Source organism: Herbaspirillum hiltneri N3 (assembly GCF_001267925.1).
Classification (GTDB): Bacteria; Pseudomonadota; Gammaproteobacteria; order Burkholderiales; family Burkholderiaceae_D; genus Herbaspirillum; species Herbaspirillum hiltneri.
The window spans coordinates 1,408,820-1,429,979 of the sequence record NZ_CP011409.1; the positions used below are offsets into that span (position 1 = coordinate 1,408,820).

At 60.7% G+C, this 21,160-nt stretch carries 19 protein-coding genes; 16 read left to right on the plus strand and 3 right to left on the minus strand.

Annotated elements, in window-relative coordinates:
* Positions 1 to 69: 69 nt before the first annotated feature.
* The 5 genes from hemH to can all read left to right on the plus strand — a co-directional run bounded on the left by hemH (position 70) and on the right by can (position 6,582).
* A complete protein-coding gene (hemH, locus tag F506_RS06340) occupies positions 70 to 1,182 on the plus strand; it encodes a ferrochelatase (protein ID WP_053195852.1) in 1,113 nt (370 codons plus the stop codon).
* 479 nt (positions 1,183 to 1,661) lie between these two features.
* Positions 1,662 to 2,201, plus strand: a complete 540-nt coding sequence (gene grpE / locus F506_RS06345; protein ID WP_053195853.1) for a nucleotide exchange factor GrpE — start codon at positions 1,662 to 1,664, stop codon at positions 2,199 to 2,201.
* Positions 2,202 to 2,351: 150 nt separating this feature from the next.
* Positions 2,352 to 4,292: a molecular chaperone DnaK gene (dnaK, locus tag F506_RS06350; RefSeq protein ID WP_053195855.1), complete on the plus strand. Its 1,941-nt coding sequence runs from the start codon at positions 2,352 to 2,354 to the stop codon at positions 4,290 to 4,292.
* A gap of 188 nt (positions 4,293 to 4,480) precedes the next feature.
* Positions 4,481 to 5,611 (plus strand): molecular chaperone DnaJ, encoded by a 1,131-nt coding sequence (gene dnaJ / locus F506_RS06355; protein ID WP_053195857.1) that lies wholly within the window; start codon positions 4,481 to 4,483, stop codon positions 5,609 to 5,611.
* A 287-nt stretch (positions 5,612 to 5,898) separates the two neighbouring features.
* Positions 5,899 to 6,582, plus strand: coding sequence for a carbonate dehydratase (gene can / locus F506_RS06360; RefSeq protein ID WP_053195860.1), 684 nt, complete (start codon positions 5,899 to 5,901; stop codon positions 6,580 to 6,582).
* Positions 6,583 to 6,659: 77 nt separating this feature from the next.
* Here the strand turns inward: can and panB are convergent, their stop codons facing one another.
* The 3 genes from panB to F506_RS06375 all read right to left on the minus strand — a co-directional run bounded on the left by panB (position 6,660) and on the right by F506_RS06375 (position 8,763).
* Complete coding sequence (gene panB / locus F506_RS06365; protein WP_053195862.1) at positions 6,660 to 7,487, minus strand: 3-methyl-2-oxobutanoate hydroxymethyltransferase; 828 nt, start codon at positions 7,485 to 7,487, stop codon at positions 6,660 to 6,662.
* A 2-nt stretch (positions 7,488 to 7,489) separates the two neighbouring features.
* On the minus strand, positions 7,490 to 8,131 hold the full coding sequence (locus F506_RS06370; RefSeq protein ID WP_053195864.1) for a deoxynucleoside kinase: 642 nt from the start codon (positions 8,129 to 8,131) through the stop codon (positions 7,490 to 7,492).
* A gap of 284 nt (positions 8,132 to 8,415) precedes the next feature.
* A complete protein-coding gene (locus F506_RS06375) occupies positions 8,416 to 8,763 on the minus strand; it encodes a DMT family protein (protein ID WP_053195865.1) in 348 nt (115 codons plus the stop codon).
* Between the two features lie 306 nt (positions 8,764 to 9,069).
* Here F506_RS06375 and F506_RS06380 point away from each other — a divergent pair, with 306 nt between their 5' ends.
* The 11 genes from F506_RS06380 (at position 9,070) to F506_RS06430 (ending at position 21,110) form a co-directional block, all read left to right on the plus strand.
* Positions 9,070 to 10,134 (plus strand): chemotaxis protein, encoded by a 1,065-nt coding sequence (locus F506_RS06380; protein ID WP_235471400.1) that lies wholly within the window; start codon positions 9,070 to 9,072, stop codon positions 10,132 to 10,134.
* Between the two features lie 90 nt (positions 10,135 to 10,224).
* The gene (locus F506_RS06385; RefSeq protein WP_053195867.1) at positions 10,225 to 10,596 is read left to right on the plus strand and encodes a response regulator; all 372 of its coding nucleotides are present in this window, start codon (positions 10,225 to 10,227) and stop codon (positions 10,594 to 10,596) included.
* 8 nt (positions 10,597 to 10,604) lie between these two features.
* Positions 10,605 to 10,943, plus strand: a complete 339-nt coding sequence (locus F506_RS06390; protein ID WP_053195869.1) for an STAS domain-containing protein — start codon at positions 10,605 to 10,607, stop codon at positions 10,941 to 10,943.
* Complete coding sequence (locus F506_RS06395) at positions 10,940 to 13,135, plus strand: chemotaxis protein CheA (protein WP_053195871.1); 2,196 nt, start codon at positions 10,940 to 10,942, stop codon at positions 13,133 to 13,135. The genes F506_RS06390 and F506_RS06395 overlap by 4 nt, the downstream gene beginning before the upstream one ends.
* 78 nt (positions 13,136 to 13,213) lie before the next feature.
* Positions 13,214 to 15,010 (plus strand): methyl-accepting chemotaxis protein, encoded by a 1,797-nt coding sequence (locus F506_RS06400; protein ID WP_053195873.1) that lies wholly within the window; start codon positions 13,214 to 13,216, stop codon positions 15,008 to 15,010.
* 39 nt (positions 15,011 to 15,049) lie between these two features.
* Positions 15,050 to 16,654 carry a methyl-accepting chemotaxis protein gene (locus F506_RS06405; protein ID WP_053195875.1) on the plus strand — a complete coding sequence of 535 codons (1,605 nt, stop codon included), beginning with the start codon at positions 15,050 to 15,052 and terminating at the stop codon, positions 16,652 to 16,654.
* Positions 16,655 to 16,665: 11 nt separating this feature from the next.
* A complete protein-coding gene (locus F506_RS06410; protein WP_053195877.1) occupies positions 16,666 to 17,223 on the plus strand; it encodes a chemotaxis protein CheW in 558 nt (185 codons plus the stop codon).
* A 120-nt stretch (positions 17,224 to 17,343) separates the two neighbouring features.
* Entirely contained in the window at positions 17,344 to 18,174 is an 831-nt protein-coding gene (locus tag F506_RS06415; protein ID WP_053195878.1) for a CheR family methyltransferase, read from the plus strand.
* Positions 18,171 to 18,740 (plus strand): chemotaxis protein CheD, encoded by a 570-nt coding sequence (locus tag F506_RS06420; RefSeq protein WP_053195880.1) that lies wholly within the window; start codon positions 18,171 to 18,173, stop codon positions 18,738 to 18,740. The genes F506_RS06415 and F506_RS06420 overlap by 4 nt, the downstream gene beginning before the upstream one ends.
* On the plus strand, positions 18,737 to 19,873 hold the full coding sequence (locus tag F506_RS06425; protein WP_053195883.1) for a protein-glutamate methylesterase/protein-glutamine glutaminase: 1,137 nt from the start codon (positions 18,737 to 18,739) through the stop codon (positions 19,871 to 19,873). Before F506_RS06420 ends, F506_RS06425 begins: the two co-directional genes overlap by 4 nt.
* A gap of 1 nt (position 19,874) precedes the next feature.
* Positions 19,875 to 21,110, plus strand: a complete 1,236-nt coding sequence (locus F506_RS06430; RefSeq protein ID WP_144424004.1) for an EAL domain-containing response regulator — start codon at positions 19,875 to 19,877, stop codon at positions 21,108 to 21,110.
* The last annotated feature ends 50 nt before the right edge of the window (positions 21,111 to 21,160 follow it).

Sequence of the window (21,160 nt, forward strand, 5' to 3'; positions counted from 1 at the left end):
CGGCAACACCCGGCAGCACCCTGACAGCACCGCTTCCTTCCAGCCAACGCCAGACCTTCACGGATTTTCATGTCATTTCGCAAAGAACCTCCTTACATCCACGGCAGCAATATGCAGGCGCAGACGGCGGTCGTGCTGGTCAATCTCGGCACGCCGGATGCGCCGACCGCGCGTGCGGTGCGGCGCTACCTGAAACAGTTCTTGTCGGACCCGCGTGTGGTGGAGATCCCGCGCGCCATCTGGTGGTTCATCCTCAACGGCGTCATCCTGCCGTTCCGCTCCGGCAAGTCGGCTGAAAAATACGCCTCCATCTGGGACGCCGAAGGCTCGCCGCTCAGGCTCAATACCGAGCGCCAGGCCGCCCTGTTGCGCGCGCGCCTGCTTGAGCGCGGCCACCGCGTCCACGTGACGCATGCGATGCGCTACGGCAGTCCGGCGGTGCCGGATGTGCTCGATGAACTCAAGGCGCAGGGGTGTGACCGGATCCTCATCCTGCCCGCTTATCCGCAGTATTCCGGCACCACGACGGCCTCGATTTTCGACGCCGTGTTCCAGCATTTCGCCCAGGTGCGCAATATCCCAGAACTACGCCTGATCAAGCACTACCACGACCACGACGGCTATATCCAGGCGCTCAAGCGCTCGGTACAGGCGCATTGGGACGCCAACGGCCAGCCGGACAAGCTGGTCATGAGTTTCCACGGCGTGCCCAAGCGCACGCTGCTGCTGGGTGATCCCTACCATTGCGAATGTTACAAGACCGCGCGCCTGCTGGCCGAGGCGCTGGGCCTGAGCGAGGCGGACTACGTGGTGACTTTCCAGTCGCGTTTCGGCAAGGCCGAATGGCTCCAGCCCTACACCGCGCCGACCTTGCAGGAACTGGCGCGCCAGGGCGTGCAGCGCGTCGACGTCATGTGTCCGGGTTTCACCAGCGACTGCCTCGAGACACTTGAAGAAATCGCGATGGAGGCCAAGGCCGAATTCCTGCATGCGGGCGGCCGCGAGTTCCATTTCATCCCGTGCCTGAACGATGCGCCCGCCTGGGGTCAGGGCATGATGGAAATTGCCGAACAGCACCTGATCGGCTGGCCGACTTTGGCCGGCGCCGCACAGCGCGAAGAAGAACAAAAACAGGCCGCCATCTCTGCCGAACAGGCCCGCCGCCACGGCGCCACGCAATAGCATCTGCGCCGCAAACTGGACGAAACCGGGCTGCAGCCTGTTAAAATAGCGGGCTGCGCCGGTCTTGCATTGGGGAAATCACGTGCAGGTCAGAGGCGCTATCCGGCGCTGCCGGGAAGAACTCCCGGCGCCGGCTTCAGTACAGAGCAACCAGTTGTGAATAGCTGATCCACGCTGCTGCCAGCAGGGTATAGGCAAGGACGGTGGCGGAGATAAGCGGCAATTTCATGACGTCTCCTTGAAAGTTGGCGGGAAGATTCGATCACACCATCATAAATGGTGCATCGCAAACGCCTATTTCAAGTGTAGTAAATCCTGTAACAAGACGTTAGAACGTTTAGTTGGATGCCATATGACTTCTGGATATGGCCTCGGCGCGTAATAACCATTGAAAAACTAAGGTTAAGCCTCATGTGCAGCCCCAAGCGCCATCAGGCGCGTAAAACCTACCATGCGTACCATGTCGGAGAGTATTAACTATGCAAGATACGGAAAAACCAGCGGAAAACGAAGCAGTGCAGGACGCGCAAGCCCAGACGCAGGCGGCTGAAGCCGTCGAGCCGAGCCTGGAAGAACAGCTGAGCGCCGCCGAAGCCAAGATCGCCGAGATGCAGGATGCTTTCCTGCGCGCCAAGGCCGAAGGCGAGAACATCCGTCGCCGCGCCCAGGACGATATCAGCCGCGCCCACAAGTTTGCGATCGAAGGCTTTGCCGAATCGCTGCTGTCGGTCAAGGACAGCCTGGAAATGGCGCTGAAGATCGAAACCCCGTCGGTCGAATCGCTCAAGGAAGGCGTCGACATGACATTGAAACAACTGTCGGCTGCCTTTGAAAAGAACAAGCTGCTGGAAATCAGCCCGCAAGCCGGTGAAAAGCTGGATCCGATGAAGCATCAGGCGATTTCGGCCGTACCGGCCGAGCAGGAAGCCAATACCGTCGTGACCGTCCTGCAAAAGGGTTACACCATCTCCGAGCGCCTGTTGCGTCCGGCCCTGGTGACCGTCGCGCAGGGCAAGTAAGCAGGCGCTGTACAGATAAAAACGATAAACGGCACAAAATTTGCTTTTAAGTGACACTCGCCGCTTGAAAGACAGATTTTTCTCCACATATTAAAACTATCAAAACTATTGTTGTTCCCTAACAGGAACTTAAGGATCGAAGGAAAAATCATGGGCAAAATCATCGGTATTGACTTGGGTACTACCAACTCGTGCGTCTCCGTCATGGAAGGCGGCCAGCCGAAAGTCATCGAAAACTCCGAAGGCGCGCGTACCACGCCTTCCATCATCGCGTATCAGGAAGACGGCGAAGTGCTGGTTGGCGCACCTGCCAAACGCCAGGCCGTCACCAATCCTAAAAACACCATCTACGCCGCCAAGCGTCTGATCGGCCGCAAGTTCGACGAAAAAGAAGTGCAGAAGGACATCTCCCTGATGCCTTACGCGATCATCAAGGCCGACAACGGCGACGCCTGGATCGGCGTGCGCGACAACAAGCTGGCGCCACCGCAAATTTCCGCAGAAGTGCTGCGCAAGATGAAGAAGACTGCCGAAGACTACCTCGGCGAAGAAGTGACCGAAGCGGTCATCACCGTGCCGGCTTACTTCAACGACGCGCAGCGTCAGGCAACCAAGGATGCCGGCCGCATCGCCGGTCTGGAAGTCAAGCGCATCATCAACGAACCGACTGCGGCAGCGCTGGCGTTCGGCCTCGACAAGACCGAAAAGGGCGACCGCAAGATCGCGGTGTATGACCTGGGCGGCGGTACATTCGACGTCTCCATCATTGAAATCGCCGATGTCGACGGCGAAAAGCAATTCGAAGTGCTGTCCACCAACGGCGACACTTTCCTCGGCGGCGAGGATTTCGACCAGCGCATCATCGATTACATCATCGACGAGTTCAAGAAGATCAACGGCCTCGACCTGTCGAAGGACGCAATCGCTCTGCAACGCATCAAGGCCTCGGCCGAGCGCGCCAAGATCGAACTGTCGTCGTCGCAGCAAACTGAAATCAACGAGCCGTACATCGCCATGGCCAATGGCGCACCGGTCCACCTGAACCTGAAGATCACCCGCGCCAAGCTGGAGTCGCTGGTGGAAGAACTGATCGCCAAGACCATCGAGCCTTGCCGCACCGCCATCAAGGATGCCGGCGTCAAGGTCAGCGACATCGACGATATCATTCTGGTCGGCGGCATGACCCGCATGCCGAAGGTGCAGGAGAAGGTCAAGGAATTCTTCGGCAAGGATCCGCGCAAGGACGTCAATCCGGATGAAGCGGTCGCCGTCGGCGCTGCGATCCAGGGTTCGGTGCTGTCGGGCGAACGCAAGGACTTGCTGCTGCTGGACGTCACGCCACTGTCGCTGGGTATCGAAACCATGGGCGGCGTGATGACCAAGATGATCAAGAAGAACACGACCATCCCGACCAAATTCAGCCAGGTGTTCTCGACTGCCGACGACAACCAGCCTGCGGTGACCATCAAGGTCTACCAGGGTGAGCGTGAAATGGCGGCCGGCAACAAGGCCCTGGGCGAATTCAATCTGGAAGGCATTCCACCTTCGCCGCGCGGCACCCCGCAAATCGAAGTGACCTTCGACATCGACGCCAACGGCATCTTGCACGTCGGCGCCAAGGACAAGGCCACCGGCAAGGAAAACAAGGTCACCATCAAGGCCAATTCCGGCTTGAATGAAGAAGAGATCGAAAAGATGGTGCGCGACGCCGAGGCCAACGCCGACGAAGACAAGCGCCTGAAGGAGCTGGCCGAAACCCGCAATCAGGGCGACGCGCTGGTCCACTCGACACGCAAGGCACTGACCGAATACGGCGACAAGCTGGAAGCCGGTGAGAAGGACGCCATCGAAGCCGCCATCAAGGAGCTCGAAGAAGTCCTGAAGGCGAACGACAAGGCGGCCATCGACGCCAAGACCGCAGCGCTGTCCGTCGCCGCGCAAAAGCTGGGCGAGAAGATGTACGCCGACCAGCAGGCACAGCAGGCTGCGGCCGGCGGTGCTGCCGGAGCGGCAGGTGGTTCTGCAGGTGCAGGCGAATCGCGTCCGAAGGACGACGACGTGGTCGATGCCGACTTCAAGGAAGTGAAGTAATCCGGATTGCGGGCGAAGGGAGAATTTCTCTTTCGCCCGCAGCCCGACGCAGTCATTCAGGAACACGTCGGCCGGCTTTGCCGCCCGACACGCCGAGCAAGATGGTCGCAAGATCGTCTCTCGGCTTTTTCACATTGTTGGCTCTCGCGCAAGCGCGGGAGAAGCCCAATAACAAGGTGTTATAAAACATGGCAAAACGTGACTTTTACGAAATCCTTGGTTTAGCGAAAAACGCGACCGACGACGAAATCAAGAAGGCTTATCGCAAGCTTGCGATGAAGTACCATCCTGACCGCAACCCCGACAGCAAGGGCGCGGAAGAGAAGTTCAAGGAGGTCAAGGAAGCCTACGAGATGTTGTCCGACGCGCAAAAGCGCGACGCCTACGATCGTTACGGCCATGCCGGCGTCGATCCCAACATGGGCGGCGGTGGCGGCGCGGGCGCAGGCGGCTTTGCCGATGCCTTCGGCGACATCTTCGGCGACATTTTCGGCGGTGGCGGCGGCGGCCACGGCCGCGGCGCGGGTCCGCAGGTGTATCGCGGCGCCGACTTGCGCTACAACCTCGAGATCACGCTGGAACAGGCGGCGCACGGTTTCGACACCACTATCCGCGTACCGTCCTGGGACGAGTGCGACACCTGCCACGGTTCCGGCGCCAAGCCCGGCACCTCGCCGACCACCTGCGGCACTTGCGGCGGCCACGGCCAGGTACGCATGCAGCAAGGCTTCTTCAGCATCCAGCAGACGTGTCCGAAGTGCCACGGCAGCGGCAAGGTGATTCCCGAGCCATGCCCGACTTGCGCCGGCGCCGGTCGCCTCAAGCGCAACAAGACGTTGGAAGTGAAGATTCCGGAAGGTATCGACGACGGCATGCGCATCCGTTCGTCCGGCAACGGCGAACCGGGCATGAACGGTGGTCCTCCGGGCGACCTGTATGTCGAAATTCACATCAAGCAACACGAAGTGTTCCAGCGCGACGGCGACGACCTGCATTGCGAAATGCCGATCTCGTTCGCCAAGGCGGCATTGGGCGGCGACATCGAAGCGCCGACCTTGAGCGGCAAGGCCACCTTCACGATTCCCGAAGGCACGCAATCGGGCAAGACTTTCCGCCTGCGCGGCAAGGGCATCAAGGGCGTGCGTTCCGGCTATGCCGGCGACCTGTTCTGCCACGTCGTGGTGGAAACGCCGGTCAAGCTGACCGAACGCCAGAAGGATTTGCTGCGCGAGTTTGAAAAACTGACCGCCGAAGGCGGCGCCAAGCACAGCCCGCAAACCAAGACCTGGAAAGACAAGGTCAAGGAATTCTTCGAGTAATCCCGGCAAGACCGGCGCCGCTGTTTCAGGGGGCGCCGGTTTTTGCGGCTTTTTTTCTATACAATGCAGTCGCGGTGCATGGTGCTGGTAACACAGTGCTCAGAACATGCGCCGCACATTTCCGGAAGACATCGTTAGCATGCGCCATCGGCCGCCCGGCCGTATCCAGCGCCCGCCGCGGCAAACGCGGCGAACGTCCGGTCTTCCTTTCATTCATCCTCATGCCTGCCGTGATCGGTCCTCCGGGTGCGACGCGGCAACAAGCATGAAACTCGATCTTGCCGACTATGACCACACCAAGCCAACAAGACCAGGTTCAGCTGCAACTGCTGCAAGGCAACCGCCGCTGGGCAAGTGAAATCACTGCGCGCGACCCCGATTTCTTTTTGAAGCTCGGCTCGCAGCGTTCGCCCGAATATTTCTGGATCGGTTGTTCGGACAACCGCGTTCCGGCCAACGACCTGCTCGGTTTGTTGCCGGGCGAACTGTTCGTCCACCGCAACATCGCCAACGTGGTGGTGCACACTGATCTGAATTGCCTGTCGGTGCTGCAATTTGCAGTTGACGTGCTGAAGGTCAAGCACATCATCATCTGCGGCCACTACGGCTGCGCCGGCGTCCAGGCGGCGCTCACCAAGCGCCGCGTCGGCCTCGCCGACAACTGGCTGCAGCACGTGCAGGACGTCCACGAAAAGCACATCGGCTGTTTCCACGACCACATGTCGCAGGGCGATCAGCATGACCGTTTGTGCGAGCTCAACGTGCTCGAACAGGTTGCCAATATCTGCCGCACCACCATCGTCACCGACGCCTGGGAACGCGGTCAGGAGCTGAGCATCCATGCGCTGGTCTACGGCGTGCACGACGGTCTGCTGGAAGCCTTGTCGCCGACCATCAGCAACGCTGACGAATGCAGCAAGAACCTGGCAGTCAGCCTGGAACGCTACAAGGACCTCAAGGACATTCGCTGAAGCGAAGCTGTCTCTTGAAAAGAAAAAGCCCGCTCGCGCGGGCTTTTTTTGCGTCTGCCGGGATTACGTGATCCCGCTCAAAAGCAATGCTCGGTCGCCGGAAAGCTGCCGTCCTTCACCGCCCTCACATAGCTGCGCACGGCGTCCTCCACGCTGGCGGCGCCGTCCATGAAGTTTTTCACGAAACGCGCCTTGTGACCCGGGAACACGCCCAGCATGTCGTGCATCACTAGCACCTGGCCGGAACAGTCCGGACCGGCGCCGATGCCGATGGTCGGAATGCGCAATTGTGCCGTGACCTCGGCGCCCAGCGCCGCCGGAATCGCTTCCAGCACCAGCAGCGAAGCCCCCGCCGCCTGTACGGCTCTGGCGTCGGCATGCAGCAATTCAGCGCCTTCCAGCGTCTTGCCCTGTACTTTGAAACCGCCCATCTGATGTACGGATTGCGGCGTCAGGCCCAGGTGCGCGCAAACCGGGATGCCGCGTTCGGTCAGCAGGCGAATCGTGTCGGCCAGCCAGGCGCCGCCCTCAATTTTCACCATGTGCGCGCCGGCCTGCATCAGCTTCACGGCATTGTCGAACGCCGCCGGCGGCGAACCGTAAGCGCCGAACGGCATGTCGGCGATGATCAGCATGGACTGGTTGCCGCGCGCCACGCTGGCGCAGTGATAGGCGATGTCGGCGACGGTCACCGGCAAGGTCGACTGATGGCCCTGGCAGACCATGCCCAGCGAGTCGCCGATCAGCACGGTGTCGACGCCGCTGCGATCCATCAACGCCGCAAAGCTGGCGTCGTAACAGGTCAGCATGGTGATCTTGTCACCCTTGTCGCGCATGGTTTGCAGCGTGTGGATGGTGACGGCTTTCTTGCGTGTTGCGGGGGCATCCTGCAGATAGGCGGCCATGATTATTCTCCTCGGTTCAGGAACGCGCGCTTGCCGCGCATCTCGGCGATGTGCGACAGCAGCAGCTCGAAATCTTCGTCGTTGTCGGCCATGTTCATGTGCTCGTTGTTGACGATCAGCAGCGGCGCGGCATCGTAGTTGTAGAAAAAGCGGCTGTAGCTGTCGCCCAGGCGCTGCAGGTAATCGTGTGAAATCGAGGCTTCCATCGGAATGCCGCGCTTGCGGATGCGTTCGATCAGCGTATCCACCGGCGCCTGCAGGTAGATCACCAGATCCGGCTGTACGGCGTGCGTGCGCAGGTGCTGGTACAACTGTTCATAGAGTTTCAGTTCCTCATCGGCCAGGGTCAGGCGCGCGAACAGCGGATCTTTTTCCAGCAGGAAGTCGCCGACGAAACGCGTATTGAACAGATCCGATTGCGCCAGCTCCTGCAATTGCTGGATGCGCTGGAACAGGAAAAACATCTGTGTCTGCAGCGCGTAACGGCCGGCGTCGCGGTAGAACTTTTCGAGGAAGGGGTTTTCCTGCGGCTGTTCCAGCACGGACTGTACGTCGAGACGTTGGGCCAGCTTGCGCGCCAGCGTGGTCTTGCCGACACCGATGGGGCCTTCGATAACGATGTAGTGGTAACTGTCTAAATCCATTCTCGCTCTTGGCGGATATTGCACCGCACACAGTGGATGGGAGTCCGCATTGTACGAGAGTAGCGCTTCGCTGTCAGCGCAGCGTCAGAACCTGCTCACGATCTTACTGCGAGGCCGTGATCCGCGACTTGGAAACCCTTGGTCGGTGCTCGGAATCCTCATGTACTGAAGTACATTCCAAGGGTTTCAACTGAGCTCCGCGCCGCCCGACACCGGCTGACGGCCTCTCGCTACAGATCGTGAACAGGTTCTCAGAACCTGTTCCCCAGAACGATCGTGGCAGCTCAGCTACGGAAAATGAAATACACCGCACCCACCAGGCACAGCGCAGCCCACACGTAGTCGAGCTTGAACGGCTGCTGCATGTAGATCATTGCAAACGGCACGAATACCGTCAGCGTGATCGCCTCCTGCATGATCTTCAGCTGGGCCAGGCTGAACTGGGTGTAGCCGATGCGGTTGGCGGGCACCTGCAGCAGATACTCGAAGAGCGCGATCGCCCAACTGATGAGCGCGGCGATCCACCAGGGTTTGGACGCCAGGCTCTTGAGATGGCCGTACCAGGCGACAGTCATGAAAACGTTCGACAGAGCCAGCAAGCCGACGGTCTGGAAAGCGACAGGAATTTGCATGTGATCAATGAGGTGAGTGAGGTTATTTCCGGACGGCAATGCATACTCTGACAAATCAAGCTGAATTCTGCCTCTATTCCGCCCACAGACCAAGTCCTCTGCGGTCCAGAATAAGGGACGCGGAATAGGAAGGCCCTACTGAACGTTGTTCTGCGGAAATTTTAATTATTCGCGACGAATGTATAAAAAAACGGCCATATGTTGCCGTTAATGCATGGAACGGCGGCATGGAACGGCGCCATGTGGCGACGACAAGGGGATCGTCCCGCCCGAACTGACAAAATCAAACATTTTGATTGGAACATCGTGAAGTCGAACTACCGCGCCTTGCTTACGTTGTGGGGGATCAACGCATTTTTGCTCGCGCTGCTGGCGCCGCGATGGTGGCAGGGCATCATCGCCGGTGCGTTGATCGCGGGCATGGCGTGGGTGCTAGGAGCAGGTCCGGCGAGAGCCGTCGCGCCGCCGGTGGCGGACATCCCCTCCGCACAAAAAAATCAACAGGCAGCCGGTTCAGCGGATTTGCCCGTGCTGGTGCAGGCGGTAGTGCCGGCCTGGCGCAACAACGTCCAGCTGGCGCGCACCCAGACGCAGGAAGCGATCGACAAGCTCACGCAGCGCTTCGTCGGCATCCATCAACGCCTCGGCGGCGCAGTGAGCCTGGCCGAAGGCGGCAAGAACGGCGACGTGCTGCAGGTCATTCAGAACGCGGCACAGCAGCTCGGCGGCATCGCCAACGCGCTGGAGCAAGTGTTGACCACGCGCGACGCCTTGCTGCGCAAGATCGAAACGCTCAATCAGCACAACGAAGACATCCGCCAGCTCGGTCTGCAGGTCGAGCAGATTGCCGGCCGTACCGGCGTCACCGACCTGTTCTCGGACCAGGCAAGCTGGACCGAACTGGCCGCGCGTTCGGCCGAGGCCGGTCGCCAGATCGTCGGCAAGACCAAGGCGGTCCAGCAGCAGATCCAGGCCACGCATTTATCCGCCAACCAGCTCGATGCCGATGCCGGCCGCATGGTGGACGATTCGCGCATGGTGATCGATTCGGTCATCGCCGATTTCCGCCAATCCGCGCTCAAGCTTAGCGGCACCGTCGGCCAGCTCGAAGAAGAAAACCGCGAAGTCGATCAGGAGGTCTGTGACATCCTGGTCAATCTGCAATTCCAGGATCGCATCAGCCAGATCCTCGATCACGTCCAGCTCGACATGGTCAAGCTGACGGGGATGGTGGCGAGCGCGGCCTCCCTTCCATCCGGTGCGGCATGGCTGTCCGACCTCGAGAAAACCTATACCACGCAGGAGCAGCGCCAGGTACATGCCGGCCAGCAGGCCGACAAGTCATTGCAATCGCAAGTTGATTTCTTTTGAAGAGGATGGCATGCATGCACGAACCGAGTCACTTCCTTGTCGCCGGCAGCGGGGGCACTTCTGCAATTACCTTCTGCGGGGATCGCTGAGATGAGCGCCAAGACCATCCTCATCGTCGACGATTCGTTCAGCTTGCGCCAGACCATCAGCATTGCGCTCAAGGGCGCCGGCTACGACGTCGTCGAAGCGGTTGACGGCCGCGACGCGCTCAACAAGCTCGACGGCCGCAAGTACAACCTGATCATCTCCGACGTCAACATGCCCAACCTGGACGGCCTGAGTTTCGTGCGCGAAGCCAAGCAGAACCCGAACTACAAGTTTACCCCGGTGCTCATGCTGACGACCGAAAGCGGCGACACGCGCAAACAGGAAGGCAAGGCCATCGGCGTACGCGCCTGGGTGCACAAGCCGTTCCTGCCGCCGGTGCTGCTCGATGCCGTCGCCAAGCTGGTGACTCCTTAGGATCTGACATGCCATTGACGCAAAGCACGCGCGACGGACATTTGCTGCTGCTGGTGAGCGGAGGCTTCACCATATTCCAGGCAGCCGAATACAAGCCGCAATTGCTGGGCGTGCTCGATCACACCGACGATGTGCTGGAGCTGGATCTGAGCGACTGCGACGAACTCGATACCGCCGGTCTGCAGCTGTTGCTGCTGCTCCGGCGCGAGGCTGCCGCACAGTACAAGCAGTTGCTGCTGGGCGGCGTCAGTCCGGCCGTGCAGAACGTGCTGAACATGTTGCAGCTGCAAGACTTCATGCATGCCGATCCGGCGGCGTCCCCCACTTCGCTGCAGGGGCTGGCATGAAGAAGGATGCCGCCCGCGACGCATTGGTGCAGGAAGCGCGCGAACTGCTCGTCGCGATGGAAGCGGCGCTGCTGCAGATCGAAAGCGACGGCGCCAGCCGTGACGCGATCAACGCCATCTTCCGCGCGGCGCATACGATCAAGGGTTCGGCAGGATTGTTCGCTTTCGACAGCATCGTCAGCTTCACCCATCTGCTCGAAAACGTTCTCGACAAGGTGCGCAACGGCGTGGTGAAGCTCGACGACGCCATGATGTCGCTGCTGCTCAATTGTGGCGATTACATGAACGAACTGGTCGACGCCATCGCCGAACTCAAGGAAGAGCAGGACCCCGATCCGGTCCGGCGCGCCGAACTCGAAGCGACGCTCAATGACTATCTGGCACAGGCCGTGCAAGCGCAACCCGGGAGCGCCGCAGTTGCCCCGGCCGCTGCAGCCGAAGTGGCCATGCCCGATGCGCCTGCGGTGGAGACGGACGACGGTGCGGTCGCCAATCCATACTGGCACCTGTCGTTGCGCTTCAGTCCCGACGTGCTGCGCGACGGCCTCGATCCCTTGTCCTTCCTGCGCTACTTGCTGACGATGGGCAGCATGGTGTACGTGCATGTGATCGATCTCGCCATTCCCCCCGCCGACGACATGGATGCGGAGCTATGTTATCTCGGCTTTGAAATCGGCTTCGCCAGCACTTCCCGGCGCGAGGAAATCGACAGCGTATTTGAATTCGTGCGCGAAGACAGCGACATCGTCATCCTGGCGCCGCACAGCCAGCTGGCCGAATACCGCGATTGGCTGCAACACCTGCCGGAACGCGAGGAAATTGCTCTGCATCTGTTGCAATCCGGCGCGCTGACTGCCGCTGAATGGCGCCAGTTACAATTCGACGCGATTGACGCCGCGGATGCGGTGGCCGACGCCGGCATGCATGCAGAGGCATCGTCGCAGGTTTCTGCACCGATGCCTGCCATGCGTCAGAAAGCCGGCGAAGAAAAGAAAAGCCTGGAACAGAAATTCATCAAGATCGAAGTCTCCAAACTCGATCAACTGATCGACCTGGTGGGTGAGCTGGTGATCGCCGGAGCCGGCGCCAGCCTGGTCGCCAAGCGCAAGAAGGATCAGCGTTTCGAAGAAGCCACGCAGGTGATCTCCGGGCTGGTGGAGCAGATCCGTGACGCCGCATTGACGCTGCGCATGGTGCAGATCAAGGAAGTATTCCAGCGCTACCCACGCGTGGTGCGCGACATGTCGCGCGAAATCGGCAAGAACATCGAACTGATCGTCACCGGCGCCGACACCGAGCTCGACAAGTCGATGGTGGAGAAAATATCCGATCCGCTCATGCATATCGTGCGCAACGCCATGGACCACGGCATCGAATCGGCGGAAGCGCGCCGCGCCGCCGGCAAGCCCGAAATCGGCGTGCTGCGTCTGAACGCGACGCACGAATCGGGCAGCGTGGTGATCGAAGTATTCGACGACGGCCGCGGTCTCGACAAGGAGCGCATCCTGCGCAAGGCGGTCCAGCAGGGGCTGGTGGCTGCGGATGCGGGTTTGTCGGAGCGCGACATCTTCCGCCTGATATTCGAACCCGGCTTTTCGACCGCTGAACAGGTGACGTCGCTGTCCGGTCGCGGCGTCGGCATGGACGTGGTCAAGCGCAATATCGACGCGTTGCAAGGCGAAGTCGAGATCTACAGCAATCCCGGCCAGGGCACCATGGTGCGCATTCGCCTGCCGTTGACGCTGGCCATCATCGCCGGCTTCCAGGTCGTGGTCGGTGGCGCCGTGTTCGTCATCCCGCTCGATCTGGTGGTGGAATGCATCAACCTGTCCAGCCATCAGGTGCACAACAATGTGGTGACGCTGCGCGACGAGCCGCTGCCCTTCATTCCCTTGCGTGAACTGTTTGACTTGCCGCAGCGCGAATCGTCGCGCAAGAGCCTGGTGATCGTGCAATACGGACCGCTGCGCGCGGGCCTGCTGGTCGACAACCTGCTGGGTGAATGCCAGGCGGTGATCAAGCCGCTCGGCAAGCTGTTCAGCAAGGTGAAGGGCCTGAGCGGCTCGACCATTCTCGGCGACGGCCGGGTGGCGTTGATCCTGGACGTGCCGCACCTGATTGCACATACCGGAAGAATGGAACAGGCCGACGTGCGCCGCACCGAGAACCGGATGAATGCGGCCAACGATTGACGTGAACAAGGTGCGCGCGAGGAATCCATCTTCCGCGGCTCCGACAAGAAAGACAGAATGCCGAACAGGAGAGTGGTCATGAAAAACAAATTGACGCAACGCATGAGCATCCGACAGCTCTTCGTCTGGCTGGTGATCGTGCTGGCGGTGCTGATGGGGACGATCGTCAGCGTCACGCGCGCGCTCAAGGAAGCCAACACCAACCTCGACCGCGCGCACGAGTCACGCTACTACTCCTTCACCCTGGCCAACGAAATGCGGCGCAGCTCGGAAGACCTGACCAAGTTCGGTCGCGCCTACGTCACGACCGGTGATCCGAATGACGAAGAGCGCTACTACATCGTGCTCGACATCCGCAACGGCAAGCGTCCGCGTCCAAAGAACTATGAGCGCGTGAATCTCGATCTGGTGATGGCCAAGCAACTCAACGCCATGCCCGCGGATCCCGCCGTGCCGCTGATCGACCTGATGAAGCAGGCCGGATTTACGGCGCAGGAACTGGCGAAGATGCAGGAGGCGAAAGCCAACTCGGATGCGCTGACCAAGACCGAGATCACGGCTTTCAATGCAGTCAAGGGACAGTTCGACGACGGCGCCGGCAACTTCACCGTAACCGGTGCGCCCAACCAGGCGATGGCGCAGGAGCTGATGTTCGATCAGAACTACCGCACCATGGTAGGCCGCATCATGGTGCCGATCAATGACTTCCTGCGCATGGTGGACGAGCGTACGCAGAGGCGCGTGAGCGTGGCGCAGAGCCGCTACTCCGAGCTGGAGATGGTGGTCTTCTCGCTGCTTGGCGCATCGATGCTGCTGTTGCTGGTATGCCTGTTCTTTACCTATCGCGTGATCCGTTCGCAGCTTGGCGGCGAGCCGCGCGACGCCATGATCGTGCTGCGCAAGGTGGCGGAGGGCGACCTCACCGTCCAGGTGCCGGTCTCGGACAGAGACACCGGCAGCGTCCTGCACAGCACGCAGCAGATGATCGCCAAGTGGACCGCCGTAATCGGCGACGTCAACGGCACCGCCAGCTCGCTGGCGTCGGCGTCGGAACAGATATCGGCGTCGTCGCAGGCGCTCAGCAAGAACGCCTCGCAGCAGGCTTCCAACGTTGAAGAAACCAGCGCCTCGGTGGAAGAGATCACCGCCACAATTGCGCAGAACGCCGAGAACGCCCGCGTCACCGACAGCATCGCCAGCAAGTCCGCCAGTTCCGCAGTGGAAGGCGGCGAAGTGGTGCGCGAGACCGTTCTGGCCATGAAGCAGATCGCCGGCAAGATCGGCATCATCGACGACATCGCCTACCAGACCAACCTGCTGGCGCTGAACGCCGCCATCGAAGCGGCGCGCGCCGGCGAACACGGCAAGGGCTTTGCGGTGGTGGCGGCCGAAGTGCGCAAGCTGGCGGAACGCTCGCAAACCGCCGCGCAGGAAATCATTGCCGTCGCGGAGAACAGTGTCAGCCTGGCCGAGAAAGCCGGCCATCTGCTTGACCAGATGGTGCCGTCGATCCGCAAGACCGCCGATCTGGTGCAGGAGATTTCGGCTGCATCGCGTGAACAGTCGGCCGGACTGGAGCAGATCAACAACGCCGTGCATCAGATGGCCCAGACCACGCAACTGACGGCGTCGGCTTCCGAAGAATTATCGTCCACCTCCGAAGAAATGAGCGCCCAGGCCATACAGCTGCAGGAGCTGATCCTGTTCTTCCAGGTCGGTGAAGAAAAGCGCCCGCAATCGAAGAAAGCAGCGAAGCCCGGCAAGATGATCAATGAGCCGCCGATCATCAGCACCAAGTTCGTCAAGCCGGCCCGCATCTCGATGCTGGACGGCGGCGACGATCCGATTGACGAGTCTTCGTTCAAGCGTTTTTGATCTGCACGCCGGGATAGGTTGAGGCGAGGAGGAGTTGTCATGAAGCTGTCCAGCAAGCTCGCAGTCTGTTTTGCTTTCGGCGCCCTGCTCACGGCCGCGGTCGGGGCCGACGGCGTGGTCAACCTGTTTCGCGTCAACACCATGCTGCAAGAGATTTATGCCGTCAACTTGCTGACCATCGTCAATCTCAACCAGACCAACAAAGCCGCAGTCGATATCGCCATGTCCATGCAAAACATGGAGAGAGCCGAAGAACGCGTGGAACGAAAACGTATCTCCGATGCACTGGGGTATCGCTTGCAAGATCTCGGCCGGGCTTATGCGAACTACAAATCAAGCACCGCCCTGAGCGATCTGGAGCGTACACTGCAGCAGCAGGCCGATATGCTGGTCGACAGTTACGTTAAGCGCGTCGAACAAAGGCGCGATCAGTTGCTGCGCGACGAAGATGTCAAAGGCAATCCCGATTCGCTGCGCATCGAGTACGATAGTCTGCGTTCGCAACTGGCGGCGCTGGTGGACGAAAACGTGCACCAGGCGGCGCTGAACAAAGCCAGCGCTGCGGTGCTCGAACGCAAGACGCTGGAAGAAATCGTCGCGGTTACTGCGCTGGCGCTGGTGATCGCGCTCAGCCTGGCGCTGTATACCCGGCGTATTTTTGCGCGCCAGATCGGTGGCGATCCGCGCGAAGTCATGCGCATACTGCGCCAGATTGCCGACGGCGACCTGACCGTGAAGTTTGCCGTCGAAAGGCATGGGCAGGGCAGTGTATTGCATAGCGCACAGCGCATGCTCGAGCAACTTTTCCTGGTACTCAGGGACGTCAATATGGCAGCGGTGACGCTCGCCTCCGCATCAGGGCAGCTGACTTCGGCCGCCGAACAGCTTAGCAAGAACTCATCCCAGCAAGCGGCGGACTCGGAAGAGACCAGCAGCGCCATCGGCCAGATTTCGGTGACTGTCGGCCATAACACCGCCAACGCCAACCACACCAACGCCATCGCCAGCGAATCGGCGCGCGCTGCCACGGAAGGCCGCGAAGCCGTGCGCGAGACGCTGGAAGCCATGCATCAGATTGTCGCCAAGATCGGCGTGATCGACGACATTGCTTACCAGACCAATTTGCTGGCGCTCAATGCCGCTATTGAAGCGGCGCGTGCCGGCGAGAACGGCAGGGGTTTTGCAGTGGTGGCCAACGAGGTGCGCAAGCTGGCCGAACGTTCGCAAATCGCTGCCCAGGAGATTGTCTCGGTGTCGGACCACAGCGTCAGCCTGGCCGAGAAGGCCGGCATGCTGCTCGAAGGCATGCTGCCCTCGATCCAGCAGACCGCCGATCTGGTTGACGAGATTTCGCTGTCGGCGCGCGACCAGAATGCCGGCCTGGTGCAGATACACAGCGCCATCGGACAGATCACGCAAGCCATCCAGCTCAATGCGGTGGCTTCCGAGGAGTTGTCGGCGACGTCCGAGGAGATGAGCGAACAGGCCCATCAGTTGCGCGAACTGATGGGATATTTTTCACTGGGGATCGCCGATGACGGGCGCGAATCGACGCCGCCCGAACCGCTACACCTGCGCGCAGGAAAATATCTCGGCGCTGCGGCCGCCGATGGAAAAATGGAAACAGTGTTGTCGGATGTTTGAGGAGTATATGCATGCCAAGTTTATCGCTTAACGGCGAGTCGTCGTTCGCCAGGACGCAGCATCAGGAGCAGGTGCAGAGTCGCCAGTTCCTGACCTTCGTTCTGGGCGAAGAAATGTTCGCCATGCCGATCGAGGATATCCGCGAAATCATTGAATTCAGCAGCCTCACCGAAGTGCCGCTGATGCCGAATTTCCTGCGCGGCGTGATCAACCTGCGCGGCGCCGTGGTGCCGGTGATCGACCTGTCGGTGCGCTTCGGCAGGGCGCAGACGCCGGTCGCCAGGCGCACCTGCATCGTCATCATGGAACTGATGCAGGAGCGGCAGGGTTTGCTGCTCGGCGTGATGGTGGATGCGGTACGCGCCGTGCTGACCGTGGAGGATGGCAAGATCGAGCCGCCGCTGTCGTTCGGCGCACGTCTGCGCGCTGACTTCATCGAGGGCATGATCAACATTCAGGACCGCTTCGTGGTGGTGCTGGATGTCAAGGCAGTATTGTCAGTGGATGAGTTGTCGACGCTGATTGGCATGGCTGCAGTCGAAGAAATGTCGGCCCCGCCGGGGCAGTAGGAATGAAGGCGATGCCGCCTGTCGACGGCGACGTCGTGAAGTGAAGGAAGCAACCGTAGCAACCGTAGCAACCGTAGCAACCGTAGCAACCGTAGCAGACGTCAACCGGGGATCACGCAGATGAATTCCAGCATCGAGTCCATGGCACTGGATGTCAGCGATCAGGAAATGCTGTTGTTTCAGCAGCTTTTCAGGGAGCACATCGGGCTGTACCTGCCTTTCTCGAAGAAGGCGCTGCTGTGCAGCCGCCTTTCGCGGCGTCTGGGTGAGCTGAGTTTGTGCACTCTGAAGGAATACCATTCGCTGATTTCATTGCCGCACGAAGAGGCGGAACGGCAGCGCGCGATTGACCTGATCACCACCAACGAGACTTACTTCTTCCGCGAGCAGAAGCATTTCGACGCGCTGCGCGACGAAATCCTACCGCAGATCGACCGGCGTCATCCGCTGAAGGTCTGGAGCGCCGCCAGCTCGACCGGCGAGGAAGCCTATTCCATCGCCATGGTGCTGGACGATCATCGCGGCCAGCTTCCGTGGAGCATCCTCGCCTCCGATATCAGCCAGCGCGTGCTGTCGTTCGGTCGCCGCGCCTTGTATCCGATGGTGCGCGGCGAGCTGATTGCGCCGGCGTATCTGTCACGTTATTGCCTGCGCGGAACCGGCGAGTACGAAGGCCATTTCCTGGTCGACCAGAAGATCCGCAAGCGCGTGAGCTTCGAGCAGCGCAACCTGCTGAGCCTGCCGGCGGACATGGACGGGCAGTTCGACGTCGTGTTTCTGCGCAACGTCATCATCTATTTCGATTTCCCGACCAAGGTCGACGTCCTGCGTTCCGTGGTCAACAAGCTGCGTCCCGGCGGCTGGCTCATCGTCGGTCATTCCGAGTCGCTGCATGGCATGCCGCTGGAATTGCAGATGCACGCGCCGTCCATCTATCGGCGGCTGCCATGACGCAACGCGTCTTCGTCAATCTGGGTGAGGTGTACTTCGGCCAGGGCGATCTGCAGGTGGAGACGCTGCTCGGCTCCTGCGTGGCGATCACGCTGTGGCATCCGGCCCTGCATTTCGGCGGGCTATGCCATTTCGTCTTGCCGGAGCGTCGCCATCCGGTGAAGCCGGATGCGGACGGCGAACACGCGCATGACGCGCCCGACGGCCGTTACGGCGACGAGGCCTTGTCGCGTTTGCTGGAACAAGTGCGGCTGCACGGCACCCGCATTGGAGATTACACGGTCAAGGTATTCGGCGGCGGCAACGTGCTGGGCCTGCCGTCGACCACACTGAGGATAGGCCAGGCCAACGCCGACTTCGCGCTCGACATCCTGCGGCAGCACCACATTCCGGTGACCGCGCAGGACGTCGCCGGCGAGGGATACCGCTACCTGCGCTTCGACCTCAACAACGGCGACGTCTGGGTCAGGCGCGGCCACGGTGTTGCGCACGCGATGGAAAAAGTACCTGCGGGCACTATGGGCAGGCCGCGACGCATTGCAGCGATCGGCAAGGAGCGGACATGACGATCAAGGTCATGATAGTCGACGACTCGTCGGTCGTGCGCCAGGTCATCCAGGATTTGCTGGAGCCCTGCCATGACATCAGCGTCATTGCGACGGCGCCGGACCCCATTTTCGCAATGGCGAAAATGCGCGCCAACTGGCCTGACGTCATCGTGCTCGATATTGAAATGCCGCGTATGGATGGCATCACCTTCCTGCGCCAGATCATGGCGATACGGCCGACGCCGGTGGTGATCTGTTCGTCGCTGGCTGAGCACAGCGCGACCGTGACGATGGAAGCGCTGGCGGCCGGCGCGGTCGGCATCATCACCAAGCCGCAGCTGGGCATACGCGATTTCCTACAGGACAGTTCGGACGCTCTGATCACTGCAATACGCGCCGCTGCGCAGGCCCGCCTGCGACGTGCGCCGATGGCGCCGAATGCGTCGGCAAGCGCCGGCTTCGGCAATGAGTCTGAGCGCAACGCACGTCACGATTCCGTCGCCGCGGGCATCGCCGATGGCAGCCGGTTCACTGCGGACGTAGTGCTGGACCCGCCCGGCTACCTCGATGGGCTGATTCCGGCCACGCAGAGAATCATTGCCATCGGCGCCTCGACCGGCGGTCCGCAAGCACTGGAAAAAGTGTTGCGTGATCTTGACACGGAATGCCCCGGCATCGTCATCGTGCAGCACATGCCGGAGAAATTCACGCTCAGTTTCGCCAAACGCCTCAACGCCATTTCCGGCATCGAGGTCAAGGAAGCCGAACACCACGACCTGGTGTTGCCAGGACGCGCACTTGTTGCGCCGGGCGGGGTGCATATGATGGTCAAACGAGATGGCGTGCAGTACTATGTAGAAGTGGTCAACGGCCCCCTCGTCAGCCGTCACAAGCCCTCGGTGGACGTGCTGTTCCGCTCCGTCGCCAAAGCCGCCGGCAAGAATGCAGTCGGCATCATCATGACCGGAATGGGCGACGACGGCGCGCGCGGCATGAAGGAATTGCACGACGCCGGCGCGTCAACATATGCACAGGATGAAAGCAGTTGCGTGGTCTTCGGCATGCCCAAAGAGGCAGTGTTGCAAGGCGGCGTGAGCGATGTGATTTCTCTCGAGAACATGTCTTCCGTGATCAACCAATATGGTTACTAACATGACGCCCTTTGCCATTGAGACCTTGCTGATTGTCGACGACAGTCCCTTGCAACGTTTGCACACCGTCGGCCTGATGCGCGACCTCGGGGTGGAAATGATCTACGAGGCCGGCGACGGGCAGGAGGCGCTCGATCTGCTGGCGCTGCTGAAGCTGCCGCCGAGCCTGGTGATCGTCGATCTGGAAATGCCCGGCATGGACGGCGTCGAGTTCATCCAGCATCTGCAGGAAAGAAAACTGAATTTCCCCATCATCGTCGCTTCCAGCCGCGAGACCTCCTTGCTGGCCTCGGTGGAAACCATGATCGAGGCGCTCGGCATGCACGTGCTGGGGGCGTTGCAAAAGCCGCTCAACCAGGAAAAAATCATGGGCGCGCTGAAGTCGTTCAACAGCAATCCCGCCTTCCCGGCGAAGGACGATGCACTGCCTGCCGTCTGCGAAACCGAGTTGCCGGCGGCGATCCGCAATGGTGAAATCATCGCCTTCTACCAACCGAAGGTGGATATCCGCACCGGCATGCTCAAGGGCGTCGAAGCGCTGGCGCGCTGGATGCATCCGACCAACGGCATGGTGCCGCCCGACCGCTTCATTCCGCTGGCCGAACAGTGCGGCCTGATCCACGAGCTGACCTTGTCGATGCTGACGCAGGCGATGGCGCAGGCAGCGCTGTGGAATGAGCGCGGGCTGCCGCTGAAGGTGGCCGTGAATCTGTCACCACTGTCGCTCGACATTCCCGGTTTCGTGCAGAAGATCGTCGACCTGCTGGCGCAGCATGCCTTGCAGGCGGATCAGATGGTGCTGGAAATTACCGAAGGTTCGGTGGTGGCCAATCTCGGTACCGCGCTCGGCACGCTGGCGCGATTGCGCCTGAAGGGCTTTGGTTTGTCGATCGATGACTACGGTACCGGCTTCTCGTCGATGCAGCAGCTGGCGCGCATTCCGTTCACCGAACTCAAGATTGACCGTTCGTTTGTACACGGTGCGCATGCGCGCCAGAATTTGCGCGTGATCCTGCAGTCGGCACTGGACATGGCCAAACGGCTGGAGCTGGTGACCGTGGCGGAAGGCATCGAGACGATCGAGGACTGGCGTTTGCTGCAGGAGTCGGGATGCACGATAGGGCAGGGATATCTGATCGCCAGGCCGATGCCGGCCAACGATCTGCCGGTATGGCTCAAGGGCCATCATCGCCGCCTCGGGGAACTGCGTCCTGCCGCAGGCGCCGCCGAGACCTGAGAACCAGTCCCGGGCCTTTCGCTGCAGACCGCGAACAGGTTCTGAACGCC

What these genes read in the sequence shown, in the direction of transcription:
- hemH (WP_053195852.1), top strand. Translation starts at nt 70, where the DNA reads ATGTCATTTCGCAAAGAACCTCCTTACATCCACGGCAGCAATATGCAG.
- grpE (WP_053195853.1), top strand. Translation starts at nt 1,662, where the DNA reads ATGCAAGATACGGAAAAACCAGCGGAAAACGAAGCAGTGCAGGACGCG.
- dnaK (WP_053195855.1), top strand. Translation starts at nt 2,352, where the DNA reads ATGGGCAAAATCATCGGTATTGACTTGGGTACTACCAACTCGTGCGTC.
- dnaJ (WP_053195857.1), top strand. Translation starts at nt 4,481, where the DNA reads ATGGCAAAACGTGACTTTTACGAAATCCTTGGTTTAGCGAAAAACGCG.
- can (WP_053195860.1), top strand. Translation starts at nt 5,899, where the DNA reads ATGACCACACCAAGCCAACAAGACCAGGTTCAGCTGCAACTGCTGCAA.
- panB (WP_053195862.1), bottom strand. Translation starts at nt 7,487, where the DNA reads ATGGCCGCCTATCTGCAGGATGCCCCCGCAACACGCAAGAAAGCCGTC.
- F506_RS06370 (WP_053195864.1), bottom strand. Translation starts at nt 8,131, where the DNA reads ATGGATTTAGACAGTTACCACTACATCGTTATCGAAGGCCCCATCGGT.
- F506_RS06375 (WP_053195865.1), bottom strand. Translation starts at nt 8,763, where the DNA reads ATGCAAATTCCTGTCGCTTTCCAGACCGTCGGCTTGCTGGCTCTGTCG.
- F506_RS06385 (WP_053195867.1), top strand. Translation starts at nt 10,225, where the DNA reads ATGAGCGCCAAGACCATCCTCATCGTCGACGATTCGTTCAGCTTGCGC.
- F506_RS06390 (WP_053195869.1), top strand. Translation starts at nt 10,605, where the DNA reads ATGCCATTGACGCAAAGCACGCGCGACGGACATTTGCTGCTGCTGGTG.
- F506_RS06395 (WP_053195871.1), top strand. Translation starts at nt 10,940, where the DNA reads ATGAAGAAGGATGCCGCCCGCGACGCATTGGTGCAGGAAGCGCGCGAA.
- F506_RS06400 (WP_053195873.1), top strand. Translation starts at nt 13,214, where the DNA reads ATGAAAAACAAATTGACGCAACGCATGAGCATCCGACAGCTCTTCGTC.
- F506_RS06405 (WP_053195875.1), top strand. Translation starts at nt 15,050, where the DNA reads ATGAAGCTGTCCAGCAAGCTCGCAGTCTGTTTTGCTTTCGGCGCCCTG.
- F506_RS06410 (WP_053195877.1), top strand. Translation starts at nt 16,666, where the DNA reads ATGCCAAGTTTATCGCTTAACGGCGAGTCGTCGTTCGCCAGGACGCAG.
- F506_RS06415 (WP_053195878.1), top strand. Translation starts at nt 17,344, where the DNA reads ATGAATTCCAGCATCGAGTCCATGGCACTGGATGTCAGCGATCAGGAA.
- F506_RS06420 (WP_053195880.1), top strand. Translation starts at nt 18,171, where the DNA reads ATGACGCAACGCGTCTTCGTCAATCTGGGTGAGGTGTACTTCGGCCAG.
- F506_RS06425 (WP_053195883.1), top strand. Translation starts at nt 18,737, where the DNA reads ATGACGATCAAGGTCATGATAGTCGACGACTCGTCGGTCGTGCGCCAG.
- F506_RS06430 (WP_144424004.1), top strand. Translation starts at nt 19,875, where the DNA reads ATGACGCCCTTTGCCATTGAGACCTTGCTGATTGTCGACGACAGTCCC.